The organism is Agrococcus pavilionensis RW1, assembly GCF_000400485.1.
Classification (GTDB): domain Bacteria; phylum Actinomycetota; class Actinomycetes; order Actinomycetales; family Microbacteriaceae; genus Agrococcus; species Agrococcus pavilionensis.
Genome location: NZ_ASHR01000025.1, coordinates 78,086 through 98,368, shown reverse-complemented (window position 1 = coordinate 98,368; position 20,283 = coordinate 78,086). Strand labels below are relative to the sequence as shown.

The window sequence follows — 20,283 nt, the reverse complement described above, 5'->3', positions numbered from 1 at the left end:
CATGGCCCCGCAGCCGACCACGACCCTGCTCATCCTCGGCGCCTCCGGCGACCTCACCGCGAGGCTGCTGCTGCCCGGCGTCTCGACGCTCCTGCGGGCCGAACCCGAGCGACGGCTCCGCGTGGTCGGCGCCGACGTGCGCGAGCTCGACGCCGCGGATTGGCGCGGCCGCGTGCAGACGGCGCTCGACGCCGCCGAGGTGAGCCCCGCGGCGGCGGCCGCCGTGCTCGAGCACACCCGCTACGTCGCCGCCGACGCGACCGACGGCGACGCGCTCCGAGCGCTCATCGCGTCGCTCGAGTGCGAGCGGCTCGTCATCTACTTCGCCCTGCCGCCCCACGTGACACGGCTCGTCTGCGAGACGCTCGAGCGCATCGGCGTGCCGAGCGGCACGATCCTCGCGATCGAGAAGCCGTTCGGCGACAGCCTCGCCAGCGCGCGCGAGCTCAACGCGCTCGTGACGCGCATCGTGCCCGAGCAGCGGGTCTTCCGCATCGACCACTTCCTCGGGCTCCACACGGTGCTCAACCTCCTCGGCCTGCGGTTCGCGAACCGGCTGCTGCAGGGCTCGTGGGATCGGGGCAGCATCGAGCGCGTCGAGGTGCTCTACGACGAGACCGTCACGCTCGAGGACCGCGCGGGCTACTACGACCGCAACGGGGCGCTGCGCGACATGATCCAGTCGCACCTGCTGCAGATCATGGCGCTCATCGCGATGGAGCCCGTCGCGACCGTCGGCGAGCGCGACCTGCGCGACGCCGTCTCGACCGTGCTGCGCGCCGCGCGCGTCGTCGACCCCGTCCGCCACTCGCGCCGCGCGCGCTACACGGCCGGGAGCGTCGAGGGCCGGCCGGTGCCCGACTACACCGGCGAGCCGGGCGTCGATCCCGCGCGCGGCACCGAGACGCTCGCCGAGATCGAGGTCGAGATCGCGAACGCCCGGTGGGCCGGGGTGCCCTTCGTGCTGCGCTCGGGCAAGTCGCTCGGCGGCGTGCGCAAGCGAGCGATCGTGTACTGGCGACCGCCCGCCCACGTGCCCGACGGCTTCCGCGGCCACGACACCGCCGACCGCTTCGTCATCGACTTCAAGCCCGACGGCTTCGAGCTGCACCTGACGACGAACGGCAAGGGCGAGCCGTTCACGCTCGAGCAGACCGTGCTGCGCGGCGAGCTCGGCGGCGGAGCGCTCCTGCCCTACGGCGAGGTGCTCGGCGCCATCCTCGACGCCGACCCGCGGCTCGCGGTGCGCGGCGACGCCGCCGAGGAGTGCTGGCGCATCGTCGAGCCCGTGCTCGAGGCGTGGCGGGCGGATGCGGTGCCGCTCGAGGAGTACGAGGCCGGCTCCCGAGGTCCCCGGCACTGGGCGTCGAGCGGCTCCTAGATCGCGCGCATCCCTCGACAGGGGCAGTGCCGCCTGAGCGGGGCCGGCGTGCCTGCCCCTGGTGGGCGGAACCGCCCCGGTCGCGCCCGCGCTGGAGAAGTCGACCGCAGCCCCAATATCCTGGACGGGTGCCTCGTTCCACTGCTCCTCGCGTGCGCCCGGACGCGCTCGCGGCGTGACCGTGGACGCGCCTCGCACCGGCGCGGTGCCGACCCCGGACGAGGACGCCTCGGCGGAGCTCGTGCCGCCGCCCGCGCTCGACGATCGCTTCGACGCCGACGGCGACCCGACGCGCGAGGAGTCGCTCGCGCGCGTGCTCGGCGGCAGCCGGGCCGCGATCGAAGGCAGCGTGCCGCCCATCGCCTTCCTCGTCGCGTGGCTCGCGAGCGGCGGCGAGCTGCTCACCGCCGTCGTCTGGTCGCTCGTCGCGAGCGCCGTGGTGCTCGTGCCCGCGATCGTGCAGCGGCGGAGGCCCAAGGCCGTCGTGATCGGCATGCTCATGACCGTGATCGCGGCGATGATCGCCTACTACACGGGCGAGGCGCGCAACTTCTTCCTCATCCAGCTGCTCTCGAACGCCGCGAGCGCCCTCGCGTGGATCGTCTCGATCGTCATCGGCTGGCCGTTCCTCGGCATCATCGTCGGCGGCCTCATCGGCACGAAGGCCCGCTGGCGCCACGATCCCGTGCTGCTGCGCGCCTACCGGCGAGCGTCGTGGATCTGGGTGCTGCAGTACGTCATCCGCGTCGTGGTCTTCAGCGTGCTGTGGTGGCTCGACGAGACGACGTGGCTCGCGATCATGCGCGCGGCGCTCACCTATCCGCTCATCATCGCGTGCATCGCGATCTCGGGGTGGGTGCTCTTCGCCTCGATCCCGAAGTCGCACCCGGGCATCCGCAAGCCCCTCCCCCGACCCGGCGGCTGAGCGCCCTCCACAGGCCCGCGCCGCACCGTTGCGCGGGCGTCGGCCTCGGCGTACAGTCTCGGCAAGCAAGCGGTGCGGACAGACCAGGCGCCTTCACCGATCCTCACGAGCAGAGCGAGCGCCCAGCGCCAGTCCGCACCGCTTCTTCGCGCCGGCGGCCGCGGGTGCCGCTCGCCGCGATCGCGGAGTAGCGTGCGGCCATGCGGCAGATCCCGGTGTCGGATGCGGTGCGCGAGCGGGTGCGCGCGGCGATGCTCGCGGCCGACCGGGCCGCGTTCCTGCCCGCGAGCGTGCGCCACCTCGCGCCCGTCGACCGCCCGGTCGGGATCGGCTGGGAGGCGACGAACTCGCAGCCCTCGACCGTCGCCCGCATGCTCGAGCTGCTCGACGCGCGCCCCGGTCAGCGCGTGCTCGACGTCGGCGCGGGCTCCGGCTGGACGACGGCGATCCTCGCCGAGCTCGGCGCCGAGCCGGTCGGCGTCGAGCTCGTGCCGGCGCTCGTCGAGCTCGCGAACGCCAACCTCGCCGCGCACGGGAGCCCCGCGCGCGTGCGGCAGGCGACCCCGGGCATCCTCGGCCTGCCCGAGGAAGGGCCGTGGGACCGCATCCTCGTCTCGGCCGACTTCGGGCGCATGCCCGACGCCCTCGTCGCGCAGCTCGCGGAGGGCGGCCGCATGGTCGCGCCCGTCGCGGGCGCGATGACGGTCGTGGATGCGGTGGGCGGCGAGGCGCGAGTGCGCACCGACGGGGGGCGCTACGCGTTCGTGCCGCTCATCGGGTGAGCGGCTGAGCAGTCGCTCCACCGCGGCGGAGTGAGTTCGCGACGAGGCCTCACTAGGGTGGCTGGCATGCAGCCGAGACCCGAGGAGCTCGCAGAGCGGCTCGCCCGCACCCGCGCTCGCATGCAGCGCGCGGGCCTCGACGGCCTCGTGGTCGTCGACCCCGCGAACCTGCACTACCTGACGGGCTACGACGCGTGGTCGTTCTACATGCCGCAGCTGCTGTTCGTGCCGCTCACGGGAGAGCCGCTGCTCATCATGCGGCAGATGGATGCCGACGGCGCGCACCGCACGGCGAGCACGCCACCCGAGCGGATCCTCGGCTACCCCGAGTCGCTCGTGCACCAGCGCGGCGCGCACCCCTTCGACTGGGCCGCCGAGCAGCTGCGCGAGCACGGCTTCGCGCGGCGCGGCCGCATCGGCTTCGAGGCCGAGGCGCACTTCTTCACCGTGCGCTCGTTCCAGGCGCTCGAGCGCGCGCTGCCGGAGTGGCAGCTCGTCGACGCGCACGACCTCGTCAACTGGGTGCGGCTCGTGAAGAGCCCCTTGGAGCTCGAGCTCATGCGCGACGCCGGCCGCATCGCCTCGGCCGCGATGCGCGCGGGCATCGAGGCGCTCGGCGACGGCGTGCGGCTCAACGACGTCGCCGCCGCGATCCAGTTCGCGCAGGCGACGGGCGTCGAGGGCGCCGAGGGCGACTACCCGGCGATCGTGCCGATGCTGCCCACGGGCGAGTCGGCCGACACCCCGCACCTCACCTTCAGCGCCCGCCGAGTGCAGCCAGGCGAGGCCGTCTCGATCGAGCTCGCCGGCGCGCACCGCCGCTACCACGCGCCGCTCGCCCGCACCGTCTCGGTCGGCACGCCCGACGCGCGGCTCGCGGGCCTCGCCGACATCGCGGCCGAGGGGCTCGACGCCGTGCTCGAGGGGCTGCGGCCCGGTCGCGTCGTCGCCGATGTGCACGGCATCTGGCGCGAGCACCTCGCGCGGCACGCGATCGAGAAGCCCTCGCGGCTCGGCTACTCGATCGGCATCGGCTACCCGCCCGACTGGGGCGAGCGCACGGTCTCGATCCGCGAGGACGACCTCACGGTCATCGAGCCCGGCATGTGCCTGCACGTCATCGCCGGCATGTGGATGGACGGCTACGGCTGCGAGCTGAGCGAGTCGGTCGCCATCGGCGAGGGCGGCGCCGAGCTGCTCACCGACGCCCCGCGCGAGCTCATCGTCGTGGAGGCGGCATGACGTCCCCGATCGGCGACCGCGACCGCTCGGACGTCGATCGGGCCATCGCGCTCGTCGACGAGGCGACGATCGTCGCCGACGCCTCGTCGCTCATCCTCGCCGCGAGCGAGAACCCCGGCGGCACCGAGCTCATCGCCGTGCGCGTGCTCGAGACGATCGCCTCGCGCCTCGGCGGCCGCGGCCGGCGCTCGACCGTCGCGCCCGGCAGGCCCAACATCGCCATCCGCTTCGGCCCCGACCCCTCCGCGGCCGTGCCCGGCGTCCTCATGCTCGGCCACTCCGACGTCGTGCCGGCGGGCGAGGGCTGGAGCGCCGACCCCTTCAGCCCGCGCGTGCGCGACGGCTGGCTCACGGGCCGCGGCGCGACCGACATGAAGGGCGGGCTCGCGGCCGCGCTGCAGGCGATGGCCGCGGTGCACCGCGTGCGGCCCGAGCTGCCGCTCGAGCTGCTCGTGACCGTCGACGAGGAGGACCTCGCGACCGGCATCCAGGCGCACCTCGCCGAGCCGCCGAAGCCCTACCGCGCGTGCATCGTCGCCGAGCCCACCGACCTCGCGGTCGTCGTCGCGTGCCGCGGCGCCGCGAACCTCGAGGTCGAGGTGCGCGGGCGCGCCGCGCACGCCGGCCGGCCGGAGGACGGCGCGAACGCCATCACGACAGCCGCGCGCATCGCGGGCTGGATCGCCGACGACCACGAGCGGATGCGTCGGGGCGCGACGGGACTGCTCGGCTCGGCGACCTGGAGCGTCGGCCGCATCGAGGGCGGCCACGGCACCTCGATCGTGCCCGACCGATGCACGCTGCTCGTCGACCGGCGGCTCATGCCGGGCGAGACGGGCGCGCAGGCGCTCGGCGAGCTCGAGGCGGGGATCGCCCGCGCGCTCGGGCACGACGGCTGCGAGGCAAGCGCGTCGCTCCTGATGGAGATGCCGGGCTTCGAGACCGAGCCGACGCATCCGCTCGTCAGCGCCGCCGCGGGAGCGCTCGAGGCCGAGGGCCGCGAGGCGCGCATCGAGGCGTGGACGGCCGCGTGCGAGGGCGGCTACATCGCTCGCCACCACGGCTGCCCGACGATCATCCTCGGCCCCGGCGACATCACCGGCCAGGCCCACCAGCCCGACGAGCGCGTGCGCATCGCCGACCTCTCCGCCGCCGCGCGCGCCTACGCGCGGCTCATCCTCGCCCTCGACCCCTGACCGCATCCGACCCCGACCGACCAGCACGACCCCAGAACACGACCCCAGAGCACGACCCCAGAGCACGACCAGGACACTGCACCAGTAGGACACCCTGCACCGACCGAAGGGACACGGCCATGACCGAGCAGACAGCACCGCGGCGGCACCCGCGCGAGCCCGCGCCCATCACGAGGGAGCTCGACCTCTCCCCCGTGCAGCGCAAGACCGTCAAGAAGTCGGTCATGGGCGCGATGGCCGGCAACGCGATCGAGTGGTTCGACTACGGCATCTACGGCTACCTCGCCGTGCACCTCTCGCAACAGATCTTCGGCGGCTCGGAGGACGCGATCCTCTGGACGCTGTTCGGCTTCGCCGTCTCGTTCCTCATCCGGCCCATCGGCGGCGCCGTGCTCGGACCGCTCGGCGACCGCATCGGGCGCCAGAAGGTGCTCGTCTTCACGATCCTGATGATCTCGGTCGCGACCGCGGCGATCGGTGTGCTGCCCACCTACGACATGGTCGGCTGGCTCGCGCCCATCCTGCTGTTCACGCTGCGCATCATCCAGGGCTTCTCGGCCGGCGGCGAGTACGCGGGCGCCGCGGTCTACATGGCCGAGCACGCGCCCGACGACCGGCGCGGCTTCTGGGGCTCGTTCCTCGAGTTCGGCACCCTGCTCGGCTTCTCGATGGCCGCGATCCTCGTCACGGGCCTCGAGCTCGTCGTCGGCCCCGAGGGCATGGCCGAGGGCTGGTGGCGACTGCCGTTCCTGCTGACGCTGCCGCTCGGCATCGTCGCGCTCCTCATGCGCTCGCGCCTGCACGACTCCGAGACCTTCATCGAGGCGAAGGAGCAGGACACCCGCTCGAGCGCGTGGGAGACGCTGCGCGACGTCGTCGTGAAGCAGCCGAAGCAGCTGCTGAAGATCATGGGCATCACGATCCTCATCAACACGGCGTTCTACCTCGTGCTCACCTACATGCCGACGTTCCTCACGACGTCGCTCGACATGGGCGCGACGCAAGCCGGCCTCATGCTCGTCGCGGTGCAGCTCGTCATGATGGCGGTGATCATCCCGATGGGCGCGCTCACCGACCGGATCGGGCGGCGCCCGGTGCTGCTCATCGCGGCGGTCGGCTTCACGCTCTTCTCGATCCCGGCGATCATGCTGCTGCAGACGGGCAACGTCGTGCTGCAGGTGCTCGGGCTCGCGATCTTCGGCCTCTTCCTCGTGATGCTGCTGTGCAACATCTCGGCGACCCTGCCGGCGCTCTTCCCGACGACCGTGCGCTACGCGGGCTTCGCGCTCGGCTACAACGTCGCGACGTCGCTCCTCGGCGGCCCGGCGGGCCTCATCAACGAGTGGCTCATCGGCGAGACGGGCTCGACGCTCGTGCCCGGCTTCTACATGACGGTCGCCGGCATCATCGGCCTGCTCGCGATCCTGACCTTCAACGAGACGGCCGGCCGCAGCCTGCGCGGCGACATCGTGCCGGGCGACGACGACGTGGACCGCATCGCGATCGGCGAGGACCTCATCGGCAAGGTCAACGACCCCGAGCACGAGCTCGTCGACGGCAAGCTGCCCCCGCGCTCGGGGGCGGCGGGCGAGAGAGGCACGCCCTGAGCCCGAGCATCGGCCTGTGGCGCGGCGGCGCGCTCCTCACCCCGGAGCTCGCCGCCGCGGCCGAGCGCCTCGGCTTCGACACCGCCTGGATCGGCGGCTCCCCCGCCGCCGACCTCGCGATCGCCGAGCGCCTGCTCGAGGCGACCGAGCGCATCCGCGTCGCCACCGGCATCGTCAACATCTGGACCGCGCCGGCGGCCGAGGTCGCGGCGTCGTTCCACCGGCTCGAGGCGGCGCATCCCGGCCGCTTCACGCTCGGCATCGGGATCGGCCACCCCGAGGCGATCGGCGATCGCTACCGGCGCCCCTACGCGGCGCTCGTCGCCTACCTCGACGAGCTCGACGCGGCAGGCGTGCCGAGCGACCGGCGGGTCGTCTCGGCGCTCGGCCCGCGCACGCTCGCGCTCGCCGCCGAGCGCGCCGCGGGCACGCATCCGTACCTGACGACGCCCGAGCACACGCGCTTCGCTCGCGGCATCGTCGGCCCCGAGCGCCTCGTCGCGCCCGAGCAGCGGCTCGTGCCGGGCCTCGAGCCTGGGCAGGCGCGAGCGGCCGCGCGCCGCTTCCTCGAGCGCTACCTCTCGCTCTCGAACTACCGCCGCACGCTCGAGTCGCACGGCTTCACGGCCGCCCAGCTCGACGACGGCGCGACGGACGAGGCCGTGGAGGCGCTCGCGCCGCACGGCTCGCCGGCTCGGCTCGCCGAGGCGGTGCGCGGGCACCTCGACGCGGGCGCCGACCACGTGTGCGTGCAGATCCTGCCCGCGCGGGAGGACCCGGTGCCGGCGCTCGAGGCGCTCTCGGCCGAGCTCGGCATCCGCTGACCGCCTCGGCATCTGCTGACCGTTCGCTCCGAATCCAGCCTCCGCGGGGGTGCCGGTGCATACGGTCGAGGGCATGCGAGCACTCACTTGGCAAGGCAAGCGCAAGGTCTCGGTCGAGGAGGTCCCCGACCCCGTCATCCAGGAGCCGACCGACGCGGTCATCCGCATCACGTCGACCGCGATCTGCGGCTCCGACCTCCACCTGTACGAGCTCTTCGCGCCCTTCCTCAAGAAGGGCGACATCCTCGGCCACGAGCCGATGGGCATCGTCGAGGAGGTCGGCTCGGCGGTGGCGGACCTGCAGGTCGGCGACCGCGTCGTCATCCCCTTCGTCGTCGCGTGCGGCAGCTGCTTCATGTGCCGGAAGGGCCTCACGACGCAGTGCGAGACGACCCAGAACCGCCACTCCGGCACCGGCGCATCGCTCTACGGCTACACGTCGCTCTACGGCTCGGTGCCCGGCGGCCAGGCCGAGCGGCTGCGCGTGCCCTACGCCGACTTCAACGCGACGAAGGTCGGCTCGGAGCTCGCCGACGACCGCTACCTCTTCCTGAGCGACATCCTGCCGACCGCGTGGCAGGGCGTCGCCTACGCGGGCCTCGAGCCCGGCCAGACGCTCGGCGTCATGGGGCTCGGGCCGGTCGGCCAGTTCGTCGCGCGCATCGGCAAGCACCTCGGCCACCGCGTCATCGCGGTCGAGCCGGTCGCGGAGCGCCGCGCGATGGCCGAGCGCTACGGCGTCGAGACGCTCGACATGCCGGATGCGACGGATGCGCTCAAGGACCTCACGGACGGCCGCGGGCCCGACGCGATCGTCGACGCCGTCGGCATGGAGGCGCACGGGGCACCCGGCGCCGCGACGGCGCAGCAGCTCGTCGGCGCGCTCCCCGACCTGCTCGCGAAGCCGATGATGCGGCACGCGGGGCTCGACCGGCTCTCGGCCCTCCACACGGCGTTCGACGCGGTGCGCCGCGGCGGCACCGTCTCGCTCAGCGGCGTCTACGTGGGCTCGGCCGATCCGATGCCGATGATGACGCTGTTCGACAAGCAGATCACGCTGCGGATGGGCCAGTGCAACGTGCAGTCGTGGCGCGACGAGCTCCTGCCGCTCGTCGAGGACCCGGCCGACCCGCTCGGCACGGGCGACCTCACGACGCACCTCGTGCCGCTCGAGCAGGCGCCGGAGTACTACGAGATCTTCCAGAAGAAGGAGGACGACTGCATCAAGGTCGTGTTGCAGCCTTGAGGCCGGAGGGCGCAATGCGACGCAGTCGCGTTGCGCCCGGAGGCCTCAAGGTCGAGTAGGCGGCCGCCAGGCCGCCGTATCGAGACCCCCTGCTCCGAGCGATGGTCTCGATACGCGCCCTGCGGGCGCTACTCGACCAACGGGGGTGGTGACGCGGACGCCGCTCGACCGGCGGGCGTGGCGATGCGGAGGGGCGAGACGAGAAAAGGCCCCGGGGTGGAGCCCGGGGCCTTCCCGTGCGCGAGGGGGGACTTGAACCCCCACGTCCGTACGGACACTGGCACCTGAAGCCAGCGCGTCTGCCAATTCCGCCACTCGCGCGACGCCCGGGGCAGCCCGGGCAACCCCACGAGAATATCAGGTTCGGAGCGACGGCGGGTACGCTGTCGGGCGACGACGAAGGGCGGTGATGACGGCAGTGGGATTCCTCGACGCGATCGAGCGCGGTCTCGAGCGAGCCGTCAACGGCGCCTTCGCGAAGACGTTCCGCTCCGGCGTGGAGCCCGTCGAGATCGCGAGCGCGCTCAAGCGCGAGCTCGACACGAGCGCGTCCGTCGTCTCCCGCGACCGCATCCTCGTGCCGAACCGGCTCACCGTGCGCCTCGCTCCTGCCGACTTCCAGCGGCTGCGCCGCCTCGGCGAGCCGCTGCTCGACGAGCTCACCTCGACGGTGCAGAGCCACGCGCGCCAGTCGGGCTACTCCTTCCCCGGCCCCGTCGACCTCGGCTTCGAGCCCGACGAGGCGATGTCGACCGGGATGCTCGACATCCAGTCGGACACCGAGGCCGGAGAGGTCGTCTGGACCGCGGTCGTCGACATCAAGGGCAAGCGCCACCAGCTGCGAAAGGGCCGCACCGTCATCGGCCGCGGCTCGGACGCCGACATCACCGTCGACGACGCGGGCGCCTCGCGCAAGCACGCCGAGATCGTCTGGGACGGCACGCGCGCCCAGGTGAGCGACCTCGGCTCGACGAACGGCACGACGCTCAACGGCCGGGCGCTGGGGACGGCGCTGCTCGAGCCCGACTCGATCATCGACATCGGCGCGACGCGCATCGTCTACCGCGTGCTCGCGCAGTCGAAGGAGCGCCGCGCATGAGCGAGCTGACCCTCATCATCATCCGGATCGGCTTCCTCGCCCTCCTGTGGCTGTTCGTCTTCATCGTGCTGTACTCGCTGCGCAGCGACCTCTTCGGGCCGAAGCTCACGCCGCTGCAGCGCGTCGCGGTGCAGAGCCAGCGCACCCGCGCGGAGGCGGCCGCGCAAGCCGCCCCGGCGGCGGCGGGCGGCGACGCACCGACCACCGTGACCGAGCGCGCGAGCGCCGGGAGCGCATCCGGCCTCGCCCGCCGCATCGTCATCACCTCCGGCCCGCGCACCGGCACCGAGATCGAGCTGCCCGAGACGGGGCTCACGATCGGCCGCTCGAGCAGCGCCGGCCTGCAGATCAAGGACGACTACACCTCGAACTCGCACGCCAAGATCGTGCGCTGGCGTGACGAGTGGGTCGTGCAGGACCTCGACTCGACCAACGGCACGTTCGTCGAGGGCAAGCGGATCACCCAGTCGACGCCCGTGCGGGTCGGCAGCTCGGTGCGGATCGGCACGACGACGTTCGAGCTGAGGCGCTGAGCTTGAGCGCACCGCTCGCGGCCGCCATCAGCCATGTCGGCCGCATCCGCACCGAGAACCAGGACTCGGGCTACACGGGCGCCCACTTGAGCTTCGTGGCCGACGGCATGGGCGGGCACGCGGGCGGCGACGTCGCGAGCGCCATCGTCACCCGCAAGGTGCGCGAGGCCGACGTCGAGTACGAGAGCGCGGAGCAAGCGGCGCAGGCCCTCGCCGACGCGCTCCGGGCCGGCAACGAGGCGCTGCAGCAGGCGATGCTCGAGCACCCCGAGCTCTCGGGCATGGGCACGACGGCGTCGGGCATCATCCGCGTCGGCGACCGGCTCGGCGTCGCCCACATCGGCGACAGCCGCATCTACCGCTACCGCGTCGGCGCGCTCGAGCAGCTCTCGACCGACCACACCTTCGTGCAGCGGCTCGTCGACGCCGGCCGCATCACGCGCGAGGAGGCCGAGCACCACCCGCGCCGCAACGTCGTGATGCGCGTGCTCGGCAACATCGAGACCGATCCCGAGATCGACACGTGGGTCGAGGACGCGCTGCCGGGCGACCGCTACCTCGTGTGCTCGGACGGCCTGTCGTCGTACGTCGACGAGGACCGCATCCGCGCGATCCTCGAGCAGCGGCTCGACACCCCCTCGACCGTGCAGCGCCTCGTGAACGAGTCGCTCTCGCGCGGAGCGCCCGACAACGTCACGGTCGTGGTCGTCGACATCGACGAGCGACGGTCGTCGGCGGTCGAGCCGACGACCGTCGGCTCCGCCGCCGCGCCCATCAGCTACGAGGCCGTCGAGCCCGAGCGCACGTCGCTGAGCCTCTCGCAGCTGCTGCTGCACCCGCGGCAGGCGCGCATGCAGCCGGCGTTCGAGCACTTCGAGCCCGAGAGCGAGGAGTTCCTGCAGGAGCTGCTCGCCGAGCAGCGCCGCATGCGCCGCAACCGCCGCATCAGCTGGTCGATCGGCGCGGTGCTCGCGATCGCCCTCGCGGTGACGCTCAGCGCGATGTTCTACAGCTGGACCCAGGACCGCTTCTTCGTCGGCGTCAACGACTCGGGGAACGTGGCGATCTACCAGGGCATCCAGCAGCAGATCGGCCCGTTCGTGCTCGCGACCGAGATCGAGAGCACCGACATCGAGCTCGCCGAGCTCACGCCCTTCAACCAGCGCAGCATCGAGCAGACCATCTCGGCCGAGTCGCTCGCCGACGCGCAGGCCATCGTCGAGAGGCTGGAGCGATCGCCATGACCGACCGCACCGCTCCCACCGCGCTCCAGACGGGCATCGTGCAGCTGCGCGATGTCACCGAGGCGATCAAGGTGCGCATCCGCAACCCCGCGAAGCTGCGCAACCTCGAGCTCTTCCTGCTCGTCATCGCCTGGGTGCTCGCGGGCGGCGCGATGGTGCTCGTGCAGCTCGGCGCGCTCCAGCGCGTCGACATGATGCCGCTGCAGCTCGCCGGGCTCCTCGGCCTGCTCACCCTCGCGCTGCACATCGCGCTCCGCGTCGTCGCCCGCGAGGCCGACGCGATCATCCTCCCGGTCGTGACGGTGCTCAACGGCCTCGGCATCGCGATGATCTACCGCATCGACATCGCCGAGGGCGCGACGGGCTGGGACGCCGCCTCGATGCGGCAGATCGCCTGGACGGGCATCGCGCTGCTCATCGCGATCGCGACGATCGTCGTCATCCGCAACCACCGGGTGCTCGCGCGCTACCGCTTCCTCGCGATGGCGGCCGCGATCATCCTGCTCGTGCTGCCGCTCGTGCCGGGCCTCGGCCGCACGATCAACGGCGCGACGGTCTGGATCGGCCTCGGCAGCGTGCTCTCGCTGCAGCCGGGCGAGCTCGCGAAGATCGCGCTCGCGATCTTCTTCGCCGGCTACCTCATGACCGCGCGCGACTCGCTCTCGGTCGTCGGGCGCAAGGTGCTCGGCATCCGCTTCCCGCGCGTGCGCGACCTCGGGCCGATCCTCATCGTGTGGGCGATGTGCCTGCTCGTGCTCGTCTTCCAGCGCGACCTCGGCACCTCGCTGCTCTACTTCGGCCTCTTCCTCGTGATGATCTACGTCGCGACCGGCCGCCGCTCGTGGATGGTCATCGGGCTCGGGCTCGTCGCGCTCGGCGGCATCGCCGCCTACTTCGCCCTCGGCTACGTGCAGCGCCGCATCGGGGCGTGGATCCACGCCTTCGACCCGAGCGTCTACGACGCGCAGGGCGGCTCGTACCAGATCGTGCAGGGCGTGTTCGGGATGGCGCACGGCGGGCTGCTCGGCACGGGCCTCGGGCTCGGCAGGCCCGACATCACGCCCTACGCCAACAGCGACTACATCATCCCCTCGCTCGGCGAGGAGCTCGGGCTCGTGGGCATCTTCGCGATCCTCGGGCTCTACCTCATCCTCGTCTCGCGCGGCATCCGCATCGGCTTCCAGGGCCCCGACGACTTCACGAAGCTGCTCGCGGTCGGGCTCGCCTTCACGATCGGCCTGCAGGTCTTCATCGTCGTCGGCGGCGTCACGCGGCTCATCCCGCTCACGGGGCTCACGACGCCGTTCCTCGCGGCAGGAGGCTCCTCGCTGCTGGCCAACTGGCTCATCGTGGCGCTGCTGCTGCGGCTGAGCGACTCCGTGCGCGGAAGGGGGATCGCATGACGAGCGCCGAGCGGGAGCAGAGCATGCGCCGGCCGATCCGCCGCGTGAGCATGCTGCTCATGGTGATGTTCGTCGCGCTGTTCGGCTCGTCGACGATGATCCAGGCGGTGCAGGCGGATGCGCTGCACACGGATGCGCGCAACACGCGCACGCTGCTCGACTCCTTCTCGGTCGAGCGCGGCTCGATCGTCGTCGACGGCGTCCCGGTCGCGCTCTCGACCCCGTCGGACGACGAGTTCGAGTGGCAGCGGCAGTACCCGCTCGGGTCGCTCTACGCATCCGTCACCGGGTACAACACGCTCGGCCAGGGCAACAGCGGCATCGAGGAGGCGATGAACGCCGAGCTCACGGGCACCGCGAACAGCCAGTTCCTCGAGCAGGTGCTCGCGACGCTCACGGGCCAGGACCCCTCCGGCGCCTCGGTCGAGCTCACGATCGACAGCGCCGCGCAGCAGGCCGCGGCCGAGGGGCTCGGCGACCGCGAGGGCGCCGTCATCGCGATCGACCCCGAGACGGGCGACGTGCTCGCGATGCACTCGAGCCCCACCTTCGACCCCAACGCCTTCGCCTCGCACGACATCGCCGGCGTCCGGGAGGTCTACGACCGGCTGCTCAACGACCCGGGCGACCCGCTCGTCAATCGCACGATCGCCGGCGACCTCTACTTCCCCGGCTCGGTCTTCAAGCTCATCACCGCGGCCGCGGCGCTCGAATCGGGCCGCTACACGCTCCAGTCCGAGTTCGAGAACCCCGTCGAGCTGCAGCTGCCGCAATCGACGGCGGTCGTGCGCAACGCGACGCGCGGGCCGTGCGGGCCCGACGAGACCGCGACGCTCGAGACGGCGATCGTGCTCTCGTGCAACATCCAGTTCGCCCTGCTCGCGCAGGAGCTCGGCGCCGACGCGCTGCGGCAGCAGGCCGAGGCCTTCGGCTTCGGCCAGGAGCTCGAGATCCCGCTGCGGGTGACCCCGAGCCAGTACCCGGCGCAGCTCGACGAGCCGAGCCTCATGCTCACGGGCTTCGGCCAGTTCGACGTGCGCGTGACGCCGCTGCAGATGGCGATGGTCTCGGCCGCGATCAACAACGACGGCACGATGCTGCGCCCGCAGATGGTCGATCGCGTGCTCGCGCCCAACCTCGACGTCGTCGACGACCCGGAGGCCGAGATCCTCGCCAACCCGATCTCGGCGGCGACGGCGACGGCGCTCCGCGGCGCGATGGAGCGCGGCGTGACCGAGGGGCTCGCGTCGAACGCGGCCGTGCCGGGCGCGACCGTGGGCGGCAAGACGGGCACCGCCGAGACGGGCGAGCGGGGCGAGCCGTTCAACCTGTGGTTCACGGGGTACGGAGAGCTGGGCGAACGGAGCGTGGCAGTCGCCGTCGTGGTCGTGCCTAGTGAGAACATCGTCGGTGATACTTCAAACGTGATCGCCGCACCTATCGGGAGAGCAGTGATCGAGGCGGTGCTGAACTCATGAGACCATCCAGCGGACTCACCTTCGGTGGGCGATACCAGCTGACCAGCCGGATCGCCATCGGCGGCATGGGCGAGGTCTGGCAGGCGACCGATCAGGTGATCGGGCGCACCGTCGCGCTCAAGATCCTCAAGGACGAGTACATGGGCGATCCCGGGTTCCTCGAGCGCTTCCGCGCCGAGGCCCGGCACGCGGCGCTCGTCAACCACGAGGGCATCGCGAACGTCTTCGACTACGGCGAGGAGGACGGCAGCGCCTTCCTCGTGATGGAGCTCGTGCCGGGCGAGCCGCTCAGCGCGATCCTCGACCGCGACCGCACGCTCTCGGCCGACAAGGTGCTCGACATCGTCGCCCAGACGTCCGCGGCCCTGCACGCCGCGCACCAGGCGGGGCTCGTGCACCGCGACGTCAAGCCCGGCAACCTGCTCATCACGCCCGAGGGGCGCGTGAAGATCACCGACTTCGGCATCGCGCGGATCGCCGACCAGGTGCCGCTCACCGCGACCGGCCAGGTGATGGGCACGGTGCAGTACCTCTCGCCCGAGCAGGCCTCGGGCCAGCAGGCGGCCCCGTCGACCGACATCTACTCGCTCGGCATCGTCGCGTACGAGGCCCTCGCGGGGCGGCGGCCGTTCACGGGCGAGTCGCAGGTCGCGATCGCGATGGCGCACATCAACGACGCGCCGCCGGACCTCCCTGGCACGATCCCTGAGCCGGTGCGCAACCTCGTGCTCTCGTGCATCGCCAAGACGCCGGCCGACCGGCCGACGTCGGCCGCGCACCTCTCGCGCGCGGCCACGATGCTGCGCCGCGGCGACATCGCCGGCGCCGCCGCCATCGTGCCGGGCATCGCGTCGACCGACTCGTTCGCGACGATCGACTCGCCGACGCAAGCGGCGACGCGCGTCATCACGACGCAGTCGTCGCCCGCGACCGCCGCGCTGCCCGTGACGAGCGCGACGACCGCGGTCGAGGAGCGGAAGCGCCGCACCAACCCGTGGATCTGGCCCGTCGTCATCCTCGCCGTGCTGCTCGTCGCCGCGGGCGTCGCGATCGCCCTCATGCTCTTCAACCAGCAGCGACCCGATCCGGCCGCGTCGACGCCCGGCTCCGAGAGCCAGTCCGCCGCGCTCGTCGACATCTCGCTCGAGCAGTTCGAGGGCATGGACGAGCAGGAGTTCCGCGACGCGGTCGAGGCGCTGAACCTCGTGCCCGCGGTCGAGACCGGCCAGCCCGCGACCGACCCCGCGCTCGTGGGCCGCATCTATGCCGTCGCCCCGACCGGCCCGGTGCCGGAGGGCTCGACGATCGCCGGCACGATCCACAGCGCGGTCGCGCAGATCGACGACCCGACCGCCGCACCGCGGCTCGGCGACGGCTCCGACCCCGCCGCGCAGGAGGTCGGCGCGACCCCGTCGATCGTGTGGGACGCCGCGACGTGCCCCTCCGGCTACACGCGCGGCGACTACGTCGCGACGATCACGTGGCCCGACGGCCGGGTGCAGGACCAGGTGACGCCCGTCGAGGGCTTCGACATCCTGGCGCCCGGGCTCGGCGAGGGCACGACGACCGTGACCTACACGTTCAGCTGCGAGGTCGAGGGCGGGCAGCCGCTCACGAGCGGCTCGTCGCCCGCGCTCGAGATCACCGCGGTGGCCGAGGAGGAGCCCGAGCCGGAGCCCACGCCGACCCCGACGCCCACGCCGACCCCGACGCCGGAGCCCACGACCGAGCCGTGAGGCGCCCGGCCGGGGCCGTCGAGCGGCCCTGACGTAGAATCGACCGATCCCCCGTCCCGGGGAGCGGCGAGCCACGCACGAGGAGAGGAGCCGCGATGACCGACAGCATCATCGCGTCGCTGCGGACCCTCGGCGACCGCTACGAGATCGGCGAGCTCATCGGGCAGGGCGGCATGGCCGAGGTGCACCTCGCGCGCGACACCCGGCTCGACCGCCAGGTCGCGGTGAAGCTGCTCAAGCCCGAGCTCTCGCGGGATCCCGAGTTCCGCACGCGCTTCCGCCAGGAGGCGCAGTCCGCGGCGCGCATGTCGCACCCGACCGTCGTGCGCGTCTTCGACGCGGGCGAGGAGCCCGCGGTCGACTCGAGCGGCCAGCCGGCCGCGGTGCCGTACATCGTCATGGAGTACGTCGACGGCCGGATGGTGAAGGACATCATCGCCGAGGGTCCGCTCCCCGAGTCGGAGGCCGTGCGGATCACGAAGGGCATCCTGACCGCCCTCGAGTACTCGCACCGGGCCGGCATCGTGCACCGCGACATCAAGCCCGGCAACGTCATGGTCACGCCCGGCGGCCAGATCAAGGTCATGGACTTCGGCATCGCCCGCGCCGTCTCCGAGACGAGCGCGAACGTCGCGCAGACCGGCATGATCCTCGGCACGGCCCAGTACTTCTCGCCCGAGCAGGCGAGGGGCGAGGCCGTCGACGCCCGCACCGACCTCTACTCCACCGGCGTCATCCTCTTCGAGCTCCTGACCGGCCGCGCCCCCTTCGAGGCCGACACCCCGGTCGGCGTCGCCTACCAGCACGTCGCCGAGGAGCCCCCGACGACGTCGTCGATCACGCCCGGCATCACGCCCGAGATGGACTCGATCGTCGCGAAGGCGCTCGAGAAGCCGCGCGACGACCGCTTCCAGTCGGCGACCGAGTTCAAGCAAGCGCTCGACGACGCCCTCGCGGGCGTGCTCGTGCCCTTCGAGAAGACCGAGACGGCGCCGCTCGAGATCGGCGCCGCGACGACGATGTTCGCCGCCCTCACCGCCGACGAGCCGGAGCCCGAGGCGGAGGGCGGACCGGTCGCGACGCAGCGCGACCGCCGACCGCCGGTCGCGTGGCTGTGGGGCGCGGCGGCGCTCATCGCCGTGCTCGTCGTCGTCGCCGTCGCGTGGGCGACGAACTTCCTCAACCTCCCGATCGCAGGCCTCTCGACGAACGTGCCCGAGGTCGCCGGCCTCACCGAGGACGAGGCGATCGCGGCCGTCGAGGCCGCGGACCTCGAGGCCGAGGTGCGCCGGATGATCGACGAGGCGGAGCTCGGCACGGTGCTGCGCTCGGAGCCCGGGCCCGGCGTGCGACTCTCCCCCGGCAGCCCGGTGACGATCGTCGTCTCCAACGGGCCGCCGCCTGTGCCGCTCATCAGCGTCGCGAACCTCACCGAGCAGCAGGCGCGGCAGGCGCTCGAAGCCGCGGGCTACGTCGTCGGCGAGGTCTCGCGCGCGACGTCGCCGACCGTCGCGATCGACCGCGTCATCAGCACCGAGCCGAGCGCCGGCACCGACGTCACGCGCGGCGAGACCATCGACATCCAGCTCTCGAACGGCCTCGTGACCGTGCCGGACGTCGTCGGCCAGTCGCTCTCGAGCGCGCAGTCGCAGCTCGAGAACCTCGGGCTGTCGGTGCGGCGGTCGACGACCACCGCGTGCACCGCCGCGAACGTCGTGACCGCGCAGTCGGTCGCGGCCGAGAGCGACGTCGCGCAGGGCAGCAGCGTCACCGTGACGTACTGCGTGCGCCGCGCCGCGCCGCCCGCGCCCCCGCGGCAGAGCACGCCGCCGGCCGATCCCGCCCCCGCGCCGCCTCCCGGCGACGACGACGGCGACGACGGCGGCAACGGCGGGAACGGCAACGGCAACGGCAACGGCAACGGCGGTCGGAACGGCGGCGGCGGCTGAACCGCGGCGCGCGAGCCCTCAGCGCTGCGGCGGCGGGGCGAGCGTGACGAGCGGCGCGCGGCCCGCGGCGAGCTCGGCGGCGCCGTCGAGCCCGGCCGACTCGAGCCAGTTGCCGAGCATCCGGTAGCCGCCCTCCGTCAGCACCGACTCGGGGTGGAACTGCACGCCCCACACGGGCGCGTCGCGGTGCTCGAGCGCCATGATGACGCCGCCCGCCCTCCGGTCGCCCTCCGGGTCGGGCACGGTCCGCGCGGTCACGCGCAGCGCATCCGGCACCGTCCCGTCGACGACCGCGAGCGAGTGGTAGCGCGTCGCGGTGAGCGGGCTCGGGAGCCCCTCGAAGACGGTCGAGCCATCGTGCTCGACGAGGCTCGTCTTGCCGTGCATGAGCTCGGGCGCGTGCGTGACGACCCCGCCGAGCGCCTCGGCGATCGCCTGGTGCCCGAGGCACACGCCGAGCAGCGGCGTGCCGGCGTCGATCGCGGCGTGCACCATGGGGATCGAGACGCCCGCGTCGGCCGGGGTGCCCGGCCCGGGCGAGAGCAGCACGGCGTCCCACTCGGCGATGCCGCGCGCGTCGACCCGGTCGTTGCGCACGACCGAGACGTCGGCGCCGAGCTCCTGGAGGTAGCCGGCGAGCGTGTAGACGAAGCTGTCGAAGTTGTCGACGACGAGGATGCGGGTCATGCGAGGGCACTCGATCTGCGGTCGGATCCGGCGAAGGTCGGATCGGGGGTCGGGAAGAAGGTCTGCATCACCCACGGGTAGACGTGGAAGACGAGCAGGTAGGCGGTGACGGCGAGCAGCGCGAGCACGATCGCGAGCCGCACGGGCCACGGGCCGGGCAGCGCCCGCCAGAGGGCCGCGTACATCACGCCCTCCCGAGGGTCTCGGCGAGCTCGAGCGGCATGCCGTCGGCGGCACTCTGCCAGCCTACCCAGGTGGCGTAGGCGATGAGCCTGCCGGCCGCCGACCACTCCGGGTTGCACGTCGTGAGCGTGAGGTAGCGCCCGTCCGCCGGCACGTGCGGCAGCTGCGGCACGGGCGCGACGACACCGACCGCCGTCGGCGGCACGTACTCGTGGTTGCGGAACTCGTAGACGTGCCACGCGCTCGCCGTCTGCACGTAGACGCGGTCGCCGATGCGCATCTCGTCGAGGTGCGTGAACGGCCCGCCCTGGCCGTTGCGGTGCCCGGCGACCGCGAAGTTGCCGAGCCCGCCGGGCATCGCCGACTCGCGGTAGTGGGCGAGCCCCTGGTCGAGGCTGTCGAGCACCGCGCGACTCGTGCCCTCCCCCACGACGCGCTCGAACTCGCCGAGCCGCGGGATGTGCATGATCGCGAACGACTCGCGGTCGGCGGGAGCCGCCTCGAGCGGCGGTTCGTCGGTGCGGAGGGCGGATGCGTCGGCGATCGCTCCGCGCTCGAGGTGCTCGGGCACGAGGTCGGCGGCGAAGGCGCGGGCCGCCTGCTGCTGCTGCGCCCCGAGCACCGCGTCCGAGAGCCACACCTGCCAGCCGGCGTAGCCGAGCGCGAGCACCCCCGCGGTCAGGAGCAGCTCGCCGAGCACGCTCGAGACGGTCGCTCGGCGCCGGGGGCGCGCCGAGCGGCGGGCGCGAGCGTCGAGGGCTGCCACCG

General features: G+C 72.8%; 18 protein-coding genes and 1 tRNA gene. 15 read left to right on the top strand and 4 right to left on the bottom strand.

Translation table 11 applies throughout. The features are described 5' to 3' along the window. The first annotated feature begins 1 nt into the window (after nt 1). The 8 genes from L332_RS22925 (at nt 2) to L332_RS22895 (ending at nt 9,203) form a co-directional block, all read left to right on the top strand. Nucleotides 2–1,381, top strand: coding sequence for a glucose-6-phosphate dehydrogenase (locus tag L332_RS22925; RefSeq protein ID WP_021010638.1), 1,380 nt, complete (start codon nt 2–4; stop codon nt 1,379–1,381). 175 nt (nt 1,382–1,556) lie between these two features. Next, nucleotides 1,557–2,306, top strand: coding sequence for a DUF3159 domain-containing protein (locus L332_RS22920; protein ID WP_021010637.1), 750 nt, complete (start codon nt 1,557–1,559; stop codon nt 2,304–2,306). Between the two features lie 200 nt (nt 2,307–2,506). Continuing rightward, entirely contained in the window at nt 2,507–3,088 is a 582-nt protein-coding gene (locus L332_RS22915) for a protein-L-isoaspartate O-methyltransferase family protein (RefSeq protein WP_021010636.1), read from the top strand. Between the two features lie 66 nt (nt 3,089–3,154). Then, on the top strand, nt 3,155–4,330 hold the full coding sequence (locus L332_RS22910; protein ID WP_021010635.1) for a M24 family metallopeptidase: 1,176 nt from the start codon (nt 3,155–3,157) through the stop codon (nt 4,328–4,330). Then, nucleotides 4,327–5,526, top strand: a complete 1,200-nt coding sequence (locus L332_RS22905) for a M20 family metallopeptidase (RefSeq protein ID WP_021010634.1) — start codon at nt 4,327–4,329, stop codon at nt 5,524–5,526. The genes L332_RS22910 and L332_RS22905 overlap by 4 nt, the downstream gene beginning before the upstream one ends. 119 nt (nt 5,527–5,645) lie before the next feature. Next, complete coding sequence (locus tag L332_RS22900; RefSeq protein WP_021065005.1) at nt 5,646–7,133, top strand: MFS transporter; 1,488 nt, start codon at nt 5,646–5,648, stop codon at nt 7,131–7,133. Next, nucleotides 7,130–7,957, top strand: a complete 828-nt coding sequence (locus tag L332_RS0115300) for a TIGR03620 family F420-dependent LLM class oxidoreductase (protein ID WP_031223727.1) — start codon at nt 7,130–7,132, stop codon at nt 7,955–7,957. Before L332_RS22900 ends, L332_RS0115300 begins: the two co-directional genes overlap by 4 nt. 73 nt (nt 7,958–8,030) lie before the next feature. Continuing rightward, complete coding sequence (locus tag L332_RS22895) at nt 8,031–9,203, top strand: zinc-dependent alcohol dehydrogenase (RefSeq protein WP_021010633.1); 1,173 nt, start codon at nt 8,031–8,033, stop codon at nt 9,201–9,203. Between the two features lie 237 nt (nt 9,204–9,440). Here L332_RS22895 and L332_RS22890 read toward each other — a convergent pair. Next, nucleotides 9,441–9,524, bottom strand: a tRNA-Leu gene (locus L332_RS22890). 97 nt (nt 9,525–9,621) lie between these two features. Between L332_RS22890 and L332_RS22885 the strand changes: the two genes are divergently transcribed. The 7 genes from L332_RS22885 to pknB all read left to right on the top strand — a co-directional run bounded on the left by L332_RS22885 (nt 9,622) and on the right by pknB (nt 18,645). Beyond that, on the top strand, nt 9,622–10,302 hold the full coding sequence (locus tag L332_RS22885) for an FhaA domain-containing protein (RefSeq protein ID WP_021010632.1): 681 nt from the start codon (nt 9,622–9,624) through the stop codon (nt 10,300–10,302). Next, on the top strand, nt 10,299–10,835 hold the full coding sequence (locus L332_RS22880; protein ID WP_021010631.1) for an FHA domain-containing protein FhaB/FipA: 537 nt from the start codon (nt 10,299–10,301) through the stop codon (nt 10,833–10,835). The genes L332_RS22885 and L332_RS22880 overlap by 4 nt, the downstream gene beginning before the upstream one ends. A 2-nt stretch (nt 10,836–10,837) precedes the next feature. Next, nucleotides 10,838–12,079 (top strand): PP2C family protein-serine/threonine phosphatase, encoded by a 1,242-nt coding sequence (locus L332_RS22875; RefSeq protein WP_021010630.1) that lies wholly within the window; start codon nt 10,838–10,840, stop codon nt 12,077–12,079. Beyond that, nucleotides 12,076–13,482 carry an FtsW/RodA/SpoVE family cell cycle protein gene (locus L332_RS22870; RefSeq protein WP_021010629.1) on the top strand — a complete coding sequence of 469 codons (1,407 nt, stop codon included), beginning with the start codon at nt 12,076–12,078 and terminating at the stop codon, nt 13,480–13,482. The genes L332_RS22875 and L332_RS22870 overlap by 4 nt, the downstream gene beginning before the upstream one ends. Next, on the top strand, nt 13,479–14,960 hold the full coding sequence (locus L332_RS22865; RefSeq protein WP_021010628.1) for a peptidoglycan D,D-transpeptidase FtsI family protein: 1,482 nt from the start codon (nt 13,479–13,481) through the stop codon (nt 14,958–14,960). Before L332_RS22870 ends, L332_RS22865 begins: the two co-directional genes overlap by 4 nt. Next, nucleotides 14,957–16,696 (top strand): protein kinase domain-containing protein, encoded by a 1,740-nt coding sequence (locus L332_RS22860; protein WP_021010627.1) that lies wholly within the window; start codon nt 14,957–14,959, stop codon nt 16,694–16,696. The genes L332_RS22865 and L332_RS22860 overlap by 4 nt, the downstream gene beginning before the upstream one ends. A 95-nt stretch (nt 16,697–16,791) precedes the next feature. Beyond that, the gene (gene pknB, locus L332_RS22855; protein WP_021010626.1) at nt 16,792–18,645 is read left to right on the top strand and encodes a Stk1 family PASTA domain-containing Ser/Thr kinase; all 1,854 of its coding nucleotides are present in this window, start codon (nt 16,792–16,794) and stop codon (nt 18,643–18,645) included. Between the two features lie 18 nt (nt 18,646–18,663). Here pknB and L332_RS22850 read toward each other — a convergent pair whose 3' ends face one another. From L332_RS22850 to L332_RS22840, 3 genes are read right to left on the bottom strand one after another with little or no spacing between them, the layout of a single operon-like run. Next, on the bottom strand, nt 18,664–19,332 hold the full coding sequence (locus tag L332_RS22850; RefSeq protein ID WP_021010625.1) for an anthranilate synthase component II: 669 nt from the start codon (nt 19,330–19,332) through the stop codon (nt 18,664–18,666). Continuing rightward, nucleotides 19,329–19,517, bottom strand: coding sequence for a hypothetical protein (locus L332_RS22845; protein ID WP_021010624.1), 189 nt, complete (start codon nt 19,515–19,517; stop codon nt 19,329–19,331). The genes L332_RS22850 and L332_RS22845 overlap by 4 nt, the downstream gene beginning before the upstream one ends. Continuing rightward, nucleotides 19,517–20,281, bottom strand: a complete 765-nt coding sequence (locus L332_RS22840) for a class E sortase (protein ID WP_021010623.1) — start codon at nt 20,279–20,281, stop codon at nt 19,517–19,519. Before L332_RS22840 ends, L332_RS22845 begins: the two co-directional genes overlap by 1 nt. Nucleotides 20,282–20,283: the final 2 nt, after the last annotated feature.